The organism is Streptomyces sp. NPDC050610, from assembly GCF_040654875.1.
GTDB lineage: Bacteria > Actinomycetota > Actinomycetes > Streptomycetales > Streptomycetaceae > Streptomyces.
Genome location: NZ_JBFAIV010000005.1, coordinates 110,037 through 126,943 on the forward strand (window position 1 = coordinate 110,037; position 16,907 = coordinate 126,943).

The window sequence follows — 16,907 nt, forward strand, 5'->3', positions numbered from 1 at the left end:
GGGACGCCCGTATGAACGTCACCGTGCTTGCCCGGCTCGAAGGGGTGGTCCCGTGACGGTCACCGCGCTTCCCCAGCCCCGCGCGGAGCGTGCGAGTGCGCTCCGCTGGCAGCCGTCGCGCGCCGGAGTGCTCAACGTCTGGCGCTACTACGACGAGGTATTCACCTTCCACCGCGGCAAGCTGCTGCTCCGGGGGCCGAACGGCACGGGCAAGTCGAAGGCCCTGGAGGTGCTGCTGCCCTTCCTGTACGACGCGAGCCTGCGCCCCAACCGGCTGTCCACGTTCGGCGGTTCCGAGCGCACGATGCACTGGAACCTGATGGGCGAGGGGGCCTCGGGCGTCACGCGGGTGGGATACGTCTGGCTGGAATTCCGTACGGATGCGGGCCAGCGGGATGGGACGGGGAAGAGGGATGGGGCGGGCGACGGGGCTGAAGGGGGCGACGGAGGCGAAGAGGTTGGCGGGAGCGCCTGGTTCACGATCGGCGCCCGGTTGCAGGCCAGCGAGCGCACCACCTCGGTGACCGCCGACTACTTCACCACCACTCAGCGCGTCGGCGTGCCCGGCGTGCCCGGCGGTCTGTCGCTCGTCGGCGAGTCCGGTCAGCCCCTGACCCGCGCCGCGCTCGCCCAGGCCCTCACCGGGCATGGCGAACTGCACGCCTCCGGCGCCGACCACCGCGCCGCCGTCCGCCGGACCCTCTTCCCCGGCCTGACCGAGCAGCGCTACGACGCGCTGATCACCGCTCTCCTCCAACTGCGCACCCCGAAACTCTCCGAACGGCTCGACCCGTCCCTCCTGTCCACCCTGCTCTCCCGCGCGCTGCCGCCACTGGACCGCGGCGAACTCTCCGACCTGGCCGACGGGTTCGAGCGGTTGGACCGGCAGCGCGAGCACCTGGCCAAGCTGGACGGCGAGGTGCGCGCCGCGCAGACGCTCGCCGCGCGCCAGCGCTCGTACGCGCAGCGCGTCCTGCGCGCCGGGGCCGCGGACCTGATCGCGGCCACCACCGACATGGACAACCGCACCCGTGCGGCGCGCGAGAGCGAAGAGGAGTACGACCGGGCGCTCGTACGCCGGACCGACGCGCAGGAGAAACAGGCGGAAGTCGAAGAGCTGGGGGAGGAGCTGCGCTCCCGGATCGAAGGGCTCACCGAGTCCGAGACCTACCGCAAGGGCCGCGAACTCGACCGGCTGGGGCAGCGCGCGGCCGACGCGCGGCGGGAGGCCGACACCAGGGGCGCCGCCGCCGAGGGGGCGCGCGGGGAGGCGCATGGCGACGCGGTACGGGCCGCGGAGGCGGACGCCGCGGCCACGGCCGAGGCCGGCCGGGCGCGCGACGCGGCCGCCGCGACCGAGGGGGCGGCCCGGCAGGCCGGGCTGACCACCGCGTACGCCGAGGCCGCGACCGCCGTCGCGGCGGGCGACGCGGACCTCGCCAGGCAACTGCTGCACGGCGCGGTGCGCGGCAGGCTCGGCGCGATCGCCACCGTCCGGACCGCGTTCGACGCGCACCGCGACGCGGTACGCGAACGCGACGCCGCGGAGGCCGCCCTGGAGGACGCCAGGGCGGCGCTGGCCGCCGCCTCCCAGCGGCGTACCGCGTGCGACGAAGACCACCGGGCCGCGCTCGGCGAACAGGCCCGGCGGCTGCGCGCCTGGGCGGCGGGGTGCACGGAACTCGCCTTCGGCGCCGACCTCATCGAGGAACTGGCCGCGCAGGCGGCACACGAGGCGGAGGTGCTGACGCTCACCGAGGCCGCCGTGCGCACCGCCGACCGCGCCCTCGCGTCGGCGGAGACCACGGCCGCGCGCCGCCGCGCCGAGGAGGCGGCCGTGCGCGAGCGGCTGGCGGCGGAGGCCGCGGAGCTGGAGGGCGAGAGCGACCTGCCGCCCGAACCGCCGCGGACCCGTACCGCGGACCGTTCCGTACTGCCCGGAGCGCCGCTGTGGAAGCTCGTCGCCTTCCACGAGTCCGTACCGGACGCCACGCAGGCCGGGACCGAGGCGGCGCTGGAGGCCGCGGGGCTGCTCGACGCCTGGGTGGGGCCGCACGGCGGTCTACTCGCCGCGGGCCACGACACGTTCGCCGAGGCGGACTGGGCGGAGCCGGTGGCGGGCAGCGGTTTCGCGGATGCCGTGGGGTCGGTGCCCGCCCCCGCCCGCAGCCTCGCGGACGTCCTGCGGCCGGAGCCCGACGCTCCGGTGCCCGCCGAACGCATCCTGCGGCTGCTGTCCGGCATCGCCTACGGCGAGACCCTGCCCGAAGGGCACCGCGCGGCGGTCGGCGCGGACGGCACCTGGCGGCTGGCGAGCATGACCGGCAGTTGGGCCAAGACCGAATCGGCCCACATCGGCGCCATGGCACGGCACCGCGCCCGCACGCGCCGAATCGCCGAACTGACGCACCGTATCGGCGAGTTGGATGTGACCATCGCCGAGTGCGACAACGAACTGTCCACCGTCGCGGGCCGCCGCCGGGCCCTGGACCTGGAGCGGCGAGGCCGGCCCGACCACCGCCCGGTGGCGGCGGCCCAGCGCGCGCTGGACCACGCCGAAAGCGACGTCGCCCACCACGACGACACCGTACGTACGGCCGTGACCAGGCGTTCCGTACAGGAGAAGGGGGTCACCGCGGCCCGGCTCACGCTGGAGGCCACGGCGGCGGAACACGCCCTGCCCACCGACCGCGAGGCGCTGGAACGGCTCGTCGAGAGCGCCGAGAACCTGCGCGAGACGGCCGGCCAGTGGATCTTCGCCGAACTGCGACTGGCCCATGGACTCCGTACCGCCGCCGAGGTGCGCGGGCAGGCGGACCGGTCCCTGCGAACCGCCGAGGAACGGGAGAGCGAGGCGCACCGGGCCGAGACGGCCGCCCGCACGCTGGCCGCCACACTGGAGGAGGTCACGCGCTCGGTCGGCGCGGAGTACAAGGAAGTACTGGCCCGGATCGAGCAGCTCCGCGCGGACCTGCGGCGCGCACACGAGGAGGTCAAGCGGCTCTCCGCCGAACTCATCGACCTCGCGGGCCGCATCGGCGCGCTCGGCAACTCCCGCCTGAGCGCGGCCGATCAGCGCGACACCGCCATCGCCGCGCGGGACGCCGCCGCCGGGCGGCTGCGCCGGTACGCGGCCCTGGGCTTCCCCGCCGACGCCGGAGCCGCCGACTTCCAACTCGCACCGGGCGACGGCACCAAGGCGACCCTGGAGGCCGCCCGCACGGTCGCCGCCCAATGGCACGCCGTGCCGCACGCGCCGAAGAACCTGGCGGACGCCCTGGGCCGGCTCGGCGAGACGGTGCACGAGAGCCGCCAGGCCCTCAGCGACCGTGCCGACCTGGACCTCGGGCCGGACGACGAAGGCGACGTCCAGGTCTTCACGGCCGCGATGGACGGCGCGTCGATCGGCGCGGCGCAGCTCCTGACCGCACTCACCGCCGAACGCGACCGCAGCCGGGACGACATCACCGCCGCGGAACGCGAACTGTTCGACCAGACCCTGACCGGCGACACCCGCCGCCACCTCGCGGCCCGTATCCGCCAGGCCAACGAACTGGTCGACGCCATGAACGCCCGCCTTGAGCGGGTACGCACCGCCTCCCGCGTCGCCGTCCGGCTCGTATGGCAGGTGGACCCCGCACTGCCGCCCGGCACCAGAGCCGCCCGCGAACTGCTGCTGAAGGACCCGGTACGGGTGACCGAAGCGGACCGCGACGCGCTGCACCGGTTCTTCCGCGACCGCATCGAGGAGGCCAAGGCCGCTGACACGGCCGCGAGCTGGGAAGAACAACTGGCGCAGGTGCTGGACTACACGGCCTGGCACCAGTTCGTGGTGAAACTCGACCGGGCGAACGGGCACGGCTGGCAATTGCTGACCAAGAAGCTGCACGGCGCGCTGTCCGGCGGCGAGAAGGCCATCGCGCTGCATCTGCCGCTCTTCGCCGCCGTGGCCGCGCACTACCACGCCGTCCCGCGGGCGCCCCGGCTGATCCTGCTGGATGAGGTGTTCGTCGGCGTCGACGCCACCAACCGCGGCCAGGTCTTCGACCTGCTGCGCGCCCTCGACCTGGACCTGATGCTCACCTCCGACCACGAGTGGTGCACCTACCGCGAACTGGACGGCATCGCCGTGCACCAGCTCATCACCGGCGACGGTGGGGGCGACGCCGGTGACGCCGGGGCGGACGAGGCGGTCACGACGGCCCGCTTCGTCTGGGACGGAGCCGAGCTCGTACCTGATGGGGAGGGACTGTGAGCGGCCTGGTCCGCCGTCACGGGGAGCGGCGATGAGGTCTCCAAGCTGCCGCTATGCGGACCGCCCGGAGCCGACTCCCGGGGAGCGGCCATGAACTCCCCGGGCCGCCGCTATGCGGACCGCCCGGAGCTGGCCCCACTCTGGCAAGCCGCCCACCACCGGCTCTCCGCGGGCCGCCCCGTCAGCAGGCTCCGCGTCGGGCCGCTCACCCCCGAGGGCCGCAGCGCGCTGGCCGACCTGCTCGGCCTCGACCGGCTGCCGGACGCGTACACGAGCGTGGACCTGGCGCGGCTCGACACCGCGCTCCTGGAGATCTGCGGACACGGCGTACGGGCCGTCGTCGCCGACATCGTCGGGCCGCTCGGCGACCGGGCCGCCGAACGCGAAGCGGAGCGGACGCGCCGCGCCGACCTGTGGGCATGGCTGGATGCCCACCCGACGGTGACCGCCCAGCCCGCGCTCGCCGCGTGGACGGCGCAACTGCGCCGTACGGGCCTGATCGCCGGCTCCGTCGACCGTACCCGCGAGTCCTTGGAACAGGCACTGCGCACCCTGGCCGCCCTGCCCGCACAGGGCGAACCGCTGCCGGTGTTCGCGACGGCCGTCCTCTCCGACTCGCACGCCCTCGACGACGGAACCCGCCTCTCCTCCCTGGTCCTACGGGCTCTCGCCACGCTGCACGAGACGCCCGCACCCGAATCCGCGGCCGACCGCCGTGCACTGTGGGGCCGCGCCGGAATCGCGGACGACGCCCTGTCCACCACGGTCCTGACCGCGGGCTTCCACCCGTCCGGCTCCGGCCCGCTCGCCCGCGCCCTGACCGCGTACTCCGAAGCGGGCCACGCCGCCCACCTCACCCTCGCGCAACTCCGCACCCCAGGCGACCTCCGATTCCCCGCCCAGCACGTGCACATCACGGAGAACCCGAGCATCCTCGCCCTCGCCCTGAGCCGCTTCGGCCCGTCCTGCCCGCCGATGGTGTGCACCTCAGGCTGGCCCAACAGCGCCGCTATGCTCCTGCTCCGCCACCTCGCAGCCGCCGACTGCCACCTCCACTACCACGGCGACCTCGACGGCGAGGGCCTGCGCATCGCCGCCCACATCCTGGCCAAAACCCCCGCCAAACCTTGGCGCATGACCACCGCCGACTACCTGACGGCCCTACGGTCCGCTGAACGGGGCCCGGACCCCGGCCGGATCACCGAGGCGCCCTGGGACCAGGAGCTGGCCGGAGCCCTCCGGGAGGCGGGGGCCTCGGTCGTCGAGGAGCGGGTGGCGGAGGTGCTGCTGGGGGATCTGGCGGTGCACGTTCGGAACCGCATCCGCAGGTGAGAGGCGTGCGGCAGTGGTGTGACTGCTGAGGCGCGTAGCCACGGCATACCGTCGGTCGGTCGCGACTCGGACGCTGTCCTCGGCTGCCATGATCCGGATCCTGATACGTGGTCTCGCGAGGGCCTCTCAAGTGCTAGCCTGCGGCATTCAGCGATGATCTTGTGGGCACGGGTCGTCAACTCTTTTAAGTGTTAGGGGAATTGTGGGCCGTATCGGGAAAGTTCTCGCTGGCGTTGTCTGTGTAACTGCAGTAGTTGTATGCGTCGGTGCGGCTGGTTCGGCAGCCGTGACGAAGAGCTTTCGTGCTGGCTTGTCCGAACAGTCGGCGACGGTGTCGGCGAGTATCGCGCAGGCGACGTTGCCGGAGCAGGAGGGCGTGGTCCCCGACGCGAGCAACGTGCAGTTGATGTGGTGGGGGCCGCGGGGCGTGGTCACCGATGCAAGTAACGTGCAGTTGATGTGGTGGAAGTCGGCGGGCGTGGATAGGGAGCCCGTGGACGTGCCGAGTCTCGCGCGGGTCTGACCCGGACTTTCCGCTCAGGCGACAGGCTCCTGGGAATTCTCAGGAGCCGGTAACGCCGTGGTCCATGAGAAGGCTCTGAAGGCTCTCCGCCTCCGCCGTGGCTTCAAGGCTTTGATAGATGGTGACGGCCTGTGCACCGTACTGGCGCGCCACTTCGATGCTGCGCGATGAGAGAGCGGTTCGCGCGAGCCCGGCGAGCGCGTGGGCGGAACCCAACGGGGAGTCGGCGATCCGAGCCACCTCCAGGGCCTGTTCGTAGATGTCCAGCGCGATGCCGAGTCGCCCTGAGTCGCGCTGGACGTCGGCCATGCCGATGAGGGCGCGCTGACGTTCGTATGCGTTGCCGATGCTGTGAGCGACCTCGGCGGCCATGCTGAAGTGGAGCAGCGCTTCGCCTCGCCGCCCAGTCTGTGCGTAGGTCGTGCCGATGTTGATCAGTACGTTGGTCTCGCCCAGGGCGTCGCCTCCGGATCGGTGGCTGTCGAGGGCGCGTTGGAAGCACTCAAGTGCCCGCGCGGTCTGTCCCGTCTCCTGGTGGATCGCTCCGAGATTGGTGTTGAGGATGGCGAGTTCCTGCCGGCCGCCGTGTCGCTGGACCAGCGCCAAGGACCGCTCGTAGTAGTCCCGAGCTTCTTCCAACTGTCCCTGCCTGGAGTGGAGTTCGCCCATGTCGTTCAGGGCGGTAATCATTCCTCCCACTTCATTGAGTTCCTCACGGATGCTGAGGACTGACCTGAACGTCTGGAATGCGTCTTTGTGTCGCCCGCTGTAATACACGGCCGCGCCTTGGACGTTGAGGCAGTCCGCTTCCCCCGAGCGATCGGGGATCTCCCGGTAGCTCGACAGGGCCCGGTCCAGGAGGCGCAGCGCCATGTCGCCGTTTCCGGAAGCCAGTTCGGCGCGGCCCGACTGGAGCAGGGAGTCGGCGCAGCCGCGTGGGTCCTGGCGGTCCTGGAAGAGAGTCAGGGCCTCTGTCGCGCAGCGCAGAGCCTCGGTGGGGTCCTGCTGAGCCAGGATGGCCGCTCGTTCGACCAGGGTCCGGGCCAGGGCGGTGCCGGCGCCGCGCGTACGGAGGGCGGTTACCGCCGCGTCGTAGAGGTCGGCGGCGATATTCCAAGTGCCCCAGATCTTGAGTGACTCTGCCAGTACGTAGGGGAAGAGCGCGGCATGACCGGGCGATGTGGCGGCGGCGGCGCGTGCCGCCGCCAGAAGGTTGGCGCGTTCCACGGCGAGCCACACTGACGCCTCGTCCGTGTCGGCGAACTCGGGTGCGTACGGAGACCGCCCTGCCTTTCCCAGCGGCAGGGTGGGACGACGTGGATGGGTGAGGCGGTCGGCGCGGTGGGCGCTGGTGAGGTAGTAGTCGAGGAGTCGGTCGACGCCCTTGTGGCGGACGGGCTCCGGTTCTGTCTCGGAGCAGAGCCGGAGGGCGAAGGCGCGGGCGAGGTCATGGAACCGGTAGCGGTCCCGTACGGGTTCTTCGAGCAGATGACAATCGAGCAGCTCTTCCACGCTCCGGCGAATCGGTTCCGATGCCACTCCGGTTTCCGGCGCGATGAGTGCGGTCGCTGCTTCGAGGGTAATGTCAGGGCCTGTGTGCAGTGCCAATCGGCGGAACAAGCACTGCGCGGGTGCGCTGAGCTCGCTGTATGTGAGCTGGAACGCGGCGGTGACCGATCCGTCGAACTCGCCCAGAGGGTCGGCGGACTGAGCGAGCCGATCCAGGAGATGGCGTAGATCCCAGGAATCATGATGCCTGAAGTGATTCGCCAATAGCTGGAGCGTGAGCGGGTGGCCCCCGCACGTGTTCACGACCTGCCCGAGGGCCGCGCAGTCGGCGGATACCCGGGCGCTGCCCGCGATACGGGTGAAGAGTCCGGTTGCCTCCGTCGCGGAGAGGGCGTCGACGAATAGCGAAGTGGCACCGTCGAGTCCGGTAAGCCGATTTCGGCTGGTCACGATCGCCCGGCAGGTGGGGGAGCCGGGCAACAGAGGGCTGACCTGCGAGGCGTTTCGGGCGTTGTCGAGGACGACGAGTATGCGGCGGCGGGCTGTCCACTCCCGCCATTTGGCCGCGCGCTCATCGAGCGAGTCAGGCAATGCGCCGGATTCTCCGGAGGCATGCAGCAGTGCGGCGAGCGCCTCGGCGGGGTCGTAAGGCGGATGGCCGCTGTAGGCGTGCAAGTCCACGTAGAAAAGTCCGTCCGGGTAGGATGCACGCATCTGGTGGGCAGCGTGAATAGCCAGCGCGGTCTTTCCGATTCCCGGCATTCCGTGAACAATCGTTAGCGGCATCGCTGTTTCCGCACCCGCCGCGGACGTGGGTTGCGCGAGTAGGATACGCAGTTCGCTCGCCCGTCCTGTGAAGTCCCGGGTGTCGCGCGGCAAGTAATTCCGAGGCTCCGGTACCACCACTGGGGGAACAGCAACGGCATCACTGAGCAGCGAACGGTCTTGCCGGAGAATCCGTTGGTGGAGCTCTCGCAGCTCCGCTCCTGGCTTGATCCCTTGTCTCACATCGAGACGTCGTTGTGTGGTCCGATAGAGGGTGAGCGCTTCGTCGTGCCGCCCGGAGCGGTACAGCGCCAGCATCAGCTGGGCGATCACGCGCTGCGCGAGCGGATTCTGCGCGGCGAGTTCGTGGAGTTCACCGATGAGATCCGCGTGCCGTCCCAACTCCAGCTCCAGGCGTATTCGCTCCTCCCGTACACGGCGGAAGTCCTCGACCAGCCGGGCTCGCGACGACGCGGCCCACTCGTTGGTGAACTCTGCCAGGGGATCGCCTCGCCACAGGGTTTCGGCCCTGCGCAGCAGACCGATGGCCGCTTCCCTCCCGCCCCGGCCGGCCTCCGCGTCCGCGTCGGCGCGCAGCCACTGGAAGCGCATCAGGTCGACGTCTTTCGGGTCGACGCGGAGCCGGTACAGACGTGGCGACGGTCGTTCCACCCGGGCCAGGTCACCGACTGCCCGGCGCAGTCGGCCCCGTAATCGGGACAGATAGGTGTGCAGCGTTTCCAGGGCAGTCCGGGGCAGGTCGTCGTCCCAGAGGCGGTCCAACAGGGCGTCCACACTGACTGGTTCGCCTCGGGCGTGGATCAAGACGGCCAATACACAGCGCTCTTTCACCGAACCGAGCGCGTGCTGCTGCTCGTGGTGCCATAGTTCAAGTGATCCCAGAGCAAGAAGTTCCACCATCGCCCCCCGACGGGTGCGCTTCTTCTTGCTGCCGTCGGCAGCGCCCGCACATCCGTGCGGAACTCACTTCACTCTTGCCACGAGGCGAGGGGGAGCGGACAGGGGCGCATGGAAGCACGACCGGCGCACAAGCGGTTTCGCGACCGCTGCCGCACAGCTGCACGTGGAGTGCAAGGTTCCTGCAAGCCGTCCATCCAGCCCTCGGGGCATCCCCTGGTCAGCGGCCGCGACCGTCGCGGTTGACCGGAGCGAACGACCGTTCCGGGGGCGGAGAAGACCAGGGGGCGGACCCGATGAGCATGACCATGATGGAAGCGCACGGGCACTATGTGCCGGTGCGCCTGGACGCTGAGCGCTGGGCCACGCGCCGAATCCACCGGAGACTGCTGGTCGTGGTGCATACGGTGACCGCCGGGAAGAGGCTGTTCGACGCGGTTCGCCTGCTGGAGGGCGACCCGCGGATACAGGTGTTCTTCACCGCCGCTCCCGATGTGTTCAGCAACGGGGTGGAGGAATTCCTGGAGGAACTCAACGGGCTCGTGCTGCCGTGGGGCCAGGCGGTGCAGACCGAGTTCGACCTCGCGCTGGCCGCGAGCCACGGCAGCCTGCACGAGCTGCACGCCCCAGTGATCGTGCTGCCGCACGGCGCCGGGCACAACAAGATCGTCCCTGCTGGACAGCGCGGACGCCTGGTGGCGGAGCGGGGCGTGTACGGGCTCAGCAGGCAACGCCTGATACGGGACGGCACGGTGATCCCCGAGGCGATCGTGCTGGCGCACCACGAGGAGCTGGCCCGTCTCGGCCGCGAGTGCCCGGAGGCCTTGCCCGCCGCGCGAGTGGTCGGTGACCCTTGCTACGACCGCATCACCGCGAGCCTTTCCTCGCGGGTGCTGTACCGGGAGGCCGTGCACGTCAGGGCCCGCCAACAGATGATCCTCCTCTGCTCTACCTGGGGGCCCGAATCGCTCCTGGGACAGAGCTGGGGGCTGTTGGAGCGGCTCGTCGGCGAACTGCCCAGCGACGAGTACCGTGTCGCGCTGCTGCTGCACCCGAACGTGTGGAACGCCCACGGCGGATGGCAGATCCGCAGTTGGCTGGCGGCGCTGGGGCGCTCCGGGCTCACCGTGATCAGCCAGTGCGCCGACTGGGTCGGAGCACTCGTCGCCGCGGACTACATCGTGGGCGATCATGGCTCCGTCACCCTCTACGGTGCGATGACCGGCGCGCCGGTGTTGACGGCCGGCCTTCCCGAAGCGAATGTCGACCCGGCGTCGCCACTGGCCGAACTGATCTCCTTCGCGCCCCGATTATGCGGGGACCGGCCACTGCGCCAGCAGTTCAACCGGAGTTCCACGGCGTACCGGCCGCATCGTTACGAGCGAATCGCGGCCCGGATAACGTCCGAGCCGGGGCAGTTCGCCCAGAAGATGCGCGCGCTGATCTACCGCAAGCTACGGCTCCGGCCACCCGCGGTGCGGATCGCTGTGGAGCCCGCGCCGCTTCCGCTCACTGTGCGGTACGACGAGCCGGGAAGTGTCGTGTCATGGCGGCGCTGACCGTCTATGCATCCGAGTCGGCTGTCCCCGAAGCCGCCGGGGAACGAGAGGCGGTGCGCCGGGCGCGGGTGATGTTGGTCCACCCGGTCTCCGGCGTTCTGATCGTCGACGAACATCTGAGGGTGGAACTCCCCGCACTCGCGCCATGGCCCCGGCTCGCCGACGTGCTCCTCAGGGAGGGGGACGAGGAAGGAGGGAACCGGAGCGCGGCGGAGCTGGCCGCAGCCCATCCGGGCGCCTTGGTGGCGGCGGTATCCCGAGGCCACGACTGCTGGATACGGTTCGCCACCAACGGATACTCGCTGACGCTCAGTGCGCAGCGGTCGACGGCAAGACCGTCGTGGGCGATGTGGGCCTCGCTGGCCCACACCTGGCTGATGTCCGGCCTGCCGGTGGCGGAGTTCGCGTCGGTTCCGGTGCGCCTGCTGCTGGATCATTCTCCGGCGCGGTCCTCCAGCTGTCCGAGGAGCGTGCGCGCCGCTTCGGCGTCGGCGGATCGGGAGCGGCCCGCCGCGTCGTAGAGGTCCAGGGCCTCCCGGCAGTGCGTACGGGCGAGATCCGCTTGTCCGCGCTGCTCGGCGAGGGCCGCCAGGGTGCCCAGAGCGCGGGCCGTCTCGTAGCCGGAGGCTGTCGCGCGCAGCGTCGTCAGGGCCAGGGACAGCTGATCCTCGGCCTGGTCGAGCAGGCCCACCGCGAGGTGTGCGCGGCCCAGCAGGGTGGCCGCGCGTGCGGCGTTGTAGGTGTCGCCCGCTTCCGTGAGAGTCGTGTACGCGGCCTCCGCGCCGGCGATGGCCTCCCTGGGGAGATCTCTCGTGAGGGCGATGTCGGCGAGGTTGAAGCGGGCCAGGCCGCCCGCCCGGTGGTCGCCGCACCGGGACAGTTCAGAAGCGGCGTCCGCGAAGAACTCCGCCGCCCGGTCCAGTCGGCCGAGCCGCTGGTGGGCCAGGCCCTGGTAGTTGAGCGTACGGGCGTACCCGAGTTCGTTCCCGGTGGCGCGGAACGCCCGTGCCGCCTGCTCGAACATCTCCAGAGCGCGCTCGGGGCTCTCCATGCCCAGCTCGCCGATGCCGCCGGAGGTCAGCATCCGGCACTCCGCTTCGGTGTCTCCCAACTCCCTTGCGGCGGCGGCGCCTTCGGCATGGGCGGTCCGCCAATGCTCGTAGAACTTGCGCCGCAGGAAGAGGGGCCACAGGGCATCGGCGAGCTGCCATCCGACGGTCGCGAAGCCCGCTGGGCGTGCACTGCGGATCACCGCCATCAGATTGGGCAGCTCGCGTTCCAGCCAGTTCAGCGCGCTGGCCACGTCGTCGCCGAAGTCCGTTGTGACCACCGGCCCCGCGCCGTAGTCGCGGTTCATGGTGAGGTGGTGGGGGTCGATGATCCCCTCGGCGCGGGTGGCGGTGGCGAGGTAGTGGTCGGCGATACGGCGCAGGGCGGCGGCCCGCTCCTGCGCGGATTCGACGTCCTCCGCTTTGGCGAGTGCGTGCAGTCGGACGAGGTCGTGGAAGCGGTAGCGCTCCTCGCCGGTGTGCTCGTCACCGACGTCGGTCAGCAGATTCGCGTCGTACAGCAGGTCCAGCGTGTCCGTCGCGTCCTCGGCCAGCACCGCCGTGGCTGCCGGGCTGCCGAACTCGGAGCCGGGATGCAGCCCGAGGAGGCGGTAGAGCCGGGCGGCGCGGGGCGGCAGCCCCTGGTAGGAGACGTCCAGCGCCGCTCGTACGTTGTGGTCGCCTTCGATGGCCAACGCCTCCAGTCGGTGGTGCTCCTCGGTGAGCGCGCGCACCATTGTGGTGATGCCGCGCTGAGGGCGCGCCGCGAGACGGGCCCCGGCGACTCGCACGGCCAGCGGCAGGCCGGCGCAGAGCTCGACCAGGGCGCGCGCCTGATCGGGCTGTGCGGCCACTCGGCCGTCGGAGAGCGTCGCCTCCAGCAGTTCGAGCGCCGCCTCCGGAGTGAGGGGCTCCAGATGCACCGCGTAGCCGCCGTCCACGGTCAGGCCGGGCATGCGCCAGCGGCTGGTGACGGCCGTCACGCTCTGGCCGCCGGGCAGCAGTGCGCGGACCTGGGCCGCCGACGCGGCGTCGTCGAGCAGCACGACGAGCCGTCGCTCCGCCGTCAACGAGCGGTACAGCGCCGTCCGTTCGGCGAAGGCCGTCGGTACCTGCTGGGTCGGCACCCCCAGGGCGCGCAGGAAACGGCCGACGACTTCTCCCGGATCGGCCGGTCCGCCGGGGGACTGTGCCCCCAGGTCCGCGTACAGCTGTCCGCCGGGAAAGTGCGGGCGCAGCGTGTTCAGCCAGGCCAGCGCCACCGCTGTCTTGCCGACGCCGCCCAGGCCGCTGACCGCGGCCAGCGTGGGGTGGTCGCCCTGCGCGGAGTGCGAGCGGTGCCGTTCCAGTGCGCTCAGCACCGCTGTGCGGTCGGTGATGCGGACCGACGGCGGAAGCTGCCATGGCGGCTGGTGTCCGGATGGCGCTTCGGTACGGATGTGGATGCCGCCGTGGATGGTCTGCGCCTGTACCGCGGGGCCGTGCACCGTGCCGCTCAACTCATTGCGGCTGTGGTGTTCGCTGCCTCCCACCCGTCCCCCCTCGACCGTGTGCGTAGGGCTCCGTCGTGCCGGTTCCCGGAGAACAGCCTTTCCTCATGAGCGGGTGGTATCCGTCCCGTCAGGGTGATGTGGCTCTCTGACGACAGAAGACCACAGGGACGGAAGCGTTCCCCGGGCCCCGGACCTGCTCAGGCGCGGGGTGGTGCCGGGTGCCGTCCCCTGGGAAGGCAGGCGAATTCGTCTCCTCCGCTCTCATCCGTCTCTTTTTGTCGAATCGCAACATGGCGGAGTGCAACGGGATGGCCTCCCCGACCCGTCTAAGGACAAAGAAGTGGCAGGTCGCGACTGAGCGGCGCGGGCGGAGCCAGGGACTGGAGTACATGAGGTGGACGGCGCACATGTCTGAGCACAACCGGGGAGAGATAACGAGAGCTGACGAGCGGATCACGCGTCGACCCGACCGTAAACTCGCGCGGGCGCTGACCGTGGGCGGGGCGGCCGCTGCGGCGGCGCTGTTGTTGACCGCGTGCGGTGGCAAGGACGGCGCGTCGGGGAAGGCCGGCGACGATGCCGCCTCCTCCGCGTCCATCGCGATCGCGCCCGCCAAGGACGCCGCTACGGTCGCGACGGACAAGCCGGTCAAGGTGACCGCCAGCGGCGGCAAGCTGACCGAGGTCAAGGTCACGGGGCCGGACGGGAAGGCGGCCACGGGGGCGATGGGCTTCGGTGATGCCTCGTGGCAGAGCACCGGGCATCTGGAGACGGGCGCCAAGTACACGGTGACCGCGACGGCCAAGGACTCCGACGGGCACAGCACCACCAAGACGTCCGGGTTCACGACTCTGAAGCCGAAGCACCCGGTCAACTTCAAGATCAATACGGCGGACGGCGGCACGTACGGCGTCGGCATGCCGGTGTCGGTCACCTTCGACCAGAAGATCAACGACAAGGCCGCGGTGCAGAAGGCCCTGGAGGTCTCCACCAGCCCGCACGTGGACGGCGCCTGGAGCTGGGTGCAGGACCGGTCCGCGGAGAATCCCGGCCGCATCGACTTCCGGCCCAAGGAGTACTGGAAGCCCGGTACCAAGGTGACCGTCAAGGCCAACCTCAACGGCGTGAACACCGGCGGGCAGCACTACACCGTCAAGAACGCCTCCGAGACCTGGACGGTGGGCCGCTCGCTGATCGCCACGGCGGACAACAGCGCCCACACCCTCACCGTCGAGAAGGACGGCAAGAAGGTCAAGACGCTGCCCGTCACCCTGGGCGCCCCCGGGCGCGACACCTGGGGCGGCGTCATGCCGGTCCTGGACAAGCAGCACAAGGTGTACATGACCTCGCAGTCAGTCGGGTACGGGGACGAGTACAAGGACTGGTACTACTACGCGGTGCACCTCACGCCGTCCGGCACGTACGCCCATATGAACAAGGCGGCGAACACGTTCGGCGGCAACTCCAACGAGACGCACGGCTGCATCGGCATGCGCACGAACGGCGACGCCAAGTGGTTCTACGAGCAGGTCATCCCCGGTGATGTCTTCGACGTGAAGCACGCCCCGGAGACCGTCGCGGAAGGCAACGGCTACGGCGACTGGAACGTCTCCTGGGACCAGTGGCTCGCCAAGAGCGCCATCAAGGGCGGCGGCAACAGCTGATCCCAGCCCTGGAGCCCTGGAGCCCCGGGCACGGTCACATGGTGGCGGCATTCCGTTCGGAGTGCCGCCACCGGCGTCTTCAGCGCAGGATTGCTGCCGTCTCCGGTGGTACGAGCAGCGTGCCCTCCTCGTCCGGCAGCGTCACCGGCCGCCACGCCGCGACCACCTCCGTGCACCGGGCGTCCGGGCCGAGCCACACCTCCACCGGCTCCCCGGTCGGATTGACGACGATGTGCAGCGGACCCGTGCGCATCGTCACCGTCAGACCGCTGCTCACCGACAGCCCGGAGCGGAGGCCGGGGTCCGGGTCGGTGATCGCCGGCTCGGTGCGGCGCAGCTCGATGAGGCGCCGGTACCAGGCGAGCAGCGCGTCGTGCGGGGCGCGCTCGGGCTCGGACCAGTCGAGGCAGGAACGTTCGCGGGTGGCCGGGTCCTGCGGGTCCGGGATGTCCTCCTCGGCCCAGCCATGGGCCGCGAACTCGCGCCGCCGACCCGTCCGTACGGCCTCCGCCAGCTCCGGATCGGGATGGTCGGTGAAGTACTGCCAGGGGGTGCGGGCGCCCCACTCCTCGCCCATGAAGAGCATCGGCGTGAACGGGGCGCACAGCGTGAGCGCCGCCGCGCAGGCCAGGAGGCCGGGGGACAGGGAGGCCGCGAGCCGGTCGCCCAGCGCCCGGTTGCCGACCTGGTCGTGGGTCTGGGTGTAGGCCAGCAGCCGGTGGGCGGGCGTCGTGCGCAGGTCGAGGGGGCGGCCGTGCGAGCGGCCCCGGAACGAGGAGTACGCGCCGTCGTGGAAGAAACCGCCGATGAGAACCTTGGTCAGCGCCTCCATCGGGGAGGCGGCGAAGTCGGCGTAGTAGCCCTGGGACTCGCCGGTCAGGGCCGCGTGCACGGCGTGGTGGAAGTCGTCGTTCCACTGAGCGTGCACGCCATGGCCGCCCGCCTCGCGCGGCGCGATGGTGCGCGGATCATTGCGGTCGGACTCGGCGATCAGGAAGAGCGGCCGGCCGAGCCTGGCGGCCAGCGCGTCGACGGCGACGGACAGTTCGGCGAGGAAGTGCTCCGCCCGCGTGTCGACGAGCGCGTGCACCGCGTCGAGCCGCAGCCCGTCCACGTGGTAGTCGCGCAGCCACGCGAGCGCCGAGCCCGTGAAGTAGCGGCGGACCTCGTCCGAGCCCGGCGCGTCCAGATTGACGGCCGCGCCCCACGGCGTGTGGTGCCGGTCCGTGAAGTACGGTCCGTACGCGGGAAGGCAGTTGCCCGAAGGGCCGAGGTGGTTGTGGACCACGTCGAGCACGACGCCCAGCCCCAGCGCGTGCGCCGCGTCCACGAAGCGCTTCAGGCCGTCCGGCCCGCCGTACGGCTCGTGCACCGCCCACGGCGCCACACCGTCGTACCCCCAGCCGTGCGTACCGGGGAACGGACAGACGGGCATCAGCTCGACATGCGTCACCCCCAGCCCGGCCAGGTACGGCAGCCGCCGCGCGGCCGCGGCGAAGGTGCCCTCGCGCGTGAACGTACCGACGTGCAGCTCGTACAGGACCGCGCCCGGCAGCGGCCGGCCGTGCCACGGATGCCGCCACCCGAAACGGCCGTGGTCGACCACGGCGCTCGGCCCGTCCGGCCCGTCCGGCTGGCGGCGCGAGCGCGGATCGGGCAGCACCGGGCCGCCGTCCACCGAGAACCCGTACCGCGCGCCGTGCCCCGCCTCCGCCGCGCATCGCCACCAGCCGGGGCGGTCCGGGTCGCGCTCCATGCCGTACTCGTGGCCCTGGAGACGGAGCGAGACCCGCCGCGCGTCGGGCGACCACACCTCGAACTGCATTGTCGGCTCCCCTGT

9 protein-coding genes are annotated in these 16,907 nt (G+C 71.1%); 6 read left to right on the forward strand and 3 right to left on the reverse strand.

Annotation, left to right across the window (positions count from 1 at the left end):
- Positions 1 to 52: 52 nt before the first annotated feature.
- The 3 genes from AB0I22_RS08400 (at position 53) to AB0I22_RS08410 (ending at position 6,110) form a co-directional block, all read left to right on the forward strand.
- The gene (locus AB0I22_RS08400) at positions 53 to 4,255 is read left to right on the forward strand and encodes a TIGR02680 family protein (RefSeq protein ID WP_363129885.1); all 4,203 of its coding nucleotides are present in this window, start codon (positions 53 to 55) and stop codon (positions 4,253 to 4,255) included.
- A gap of 90 nt (positions 4,256 to 4,345) precedes the next feature.
- Positions 4,346 to 5,587, forward strand: a complete 1,242-nt coding sequence (locus AB0I22_RS08405) for a TIGR02679 family protein (protein ID WP_363129887.1) — start codon at positions 4,346 to 4,348, stop codon at positions 5,585 to 5,587.
- A 331-nt stretch (positions 5,588 to 5,918) separates the two neighbouring features.
- Complete coding sequence (locus AB0I22_RS08410) at positions 5,919 to 6,110, forward strand: hypothetical protein (RefSeq protein ID WP_363129888.1); 192 nt, start codon at positions 5,919 to 5,921, stop codon at positions 6,108 to 6,110.
- A gap of 39 nt (positions 6,111 to 6,149) precedes the next feature.
- On the opposite strand, the gene AB0I22_RS08415 is transcribed toward AB0I22_RS08410, so the two are convergent.
- Positions 6,150 to 9,305 (reverse strand): tetratricopeptide repeat protein, encoded by a 3,156-nt coding sequence (locus AB0I22_RS08415; protein ID WP_363129889.1) that lies wholly within the window; start codon positions 9,303 to 9,305, stop codon positions 6,150 to 6,152.
- Between the two features lie 293 nt (positions 9,306 to 9,598).
- Here AB0I22_RS08415 and AB0I22_RS08420 point away from each other — a divergent pair, with 293 nt between their 5' ends.
- Both AB0I22_RS08420 and AB0I22_RS08425 read left to right on the forward strand, forming a co-directional pair.
- Positions 9,599 to 10,861, forward strand: coding sequence for a hypothetical protein (locus AB0I22_RS08420; RefSeq protein ID WP_363129890.1), 1,263 nt, complete (start codon positions 9,599 to 9,601; stop codon positions 10,859 to 10,861).
- Entirely contained in the window at positions 10,849 to 11,382 is a 534-nt protein-coding gene (locus tag AB0I22_RS08425) for a hypothetical protein (RefSeq protein WP_363129891.1), read from the forward strand. The genes AB0I22_RS08420 and AB0I22_RS08425 overlap by 13 nt, the downstream gene beginning before the upstream one ends.
- Here AB0I22_RS08425 and AB0I22_RS08430 read toward each other — a convergent pair.
- Complete coding sequence (locus AB0I22_RS08430; protein WP_363129892.1) at positions 11,295 to 13,442, reverse strand: NB-ARC domain-containing protein; 2,148 nt, start codon at positions 13,440 to 13,442, stop codon at positions 11,295 to 11,297. The genes AB0I22_RS08425 and AB0I22_RS08430 overlap by 88 nt on opposite strands.
- A gap of 368 nt (positions 13,443 to 13,810) precedes the next feature.
- On the opposite strand from AB0I22_RS08430, the gene AB0I22_RS08435 reads away from it, so the two are divergent.
- Positions 13,811 to 15,067, forward strand: coding sequence for an Ig-like domain-containing protein (locus AB0I22_RS08435; protein WP_363129893.1), 1,257 nt, complete (start codon positions 13,811 to 13,813; stop codon positions 15,065 to 15,067).
- Positions 15,068 to 15,146: 79 nt separating this feature from the next.
- Here AB0I22_RS08435 and treZ read toward each other — a convergent pair whose 3' ends face one another.
- Positions 15,147 to 16,892, reverse strand: a complete 1,746-nt coding sequence (gene treZ / locus AB0I22_RS08440) for a malto-oligosyltrehalose trehalohydrolase (protein ID WP_363129894.1) — start codon at positions 16,890 to 16,892, stop codon at positions 15,147 to 15,149.
- Positions 16,893 to 16,907: the final 15 nt, after the last annotated feature.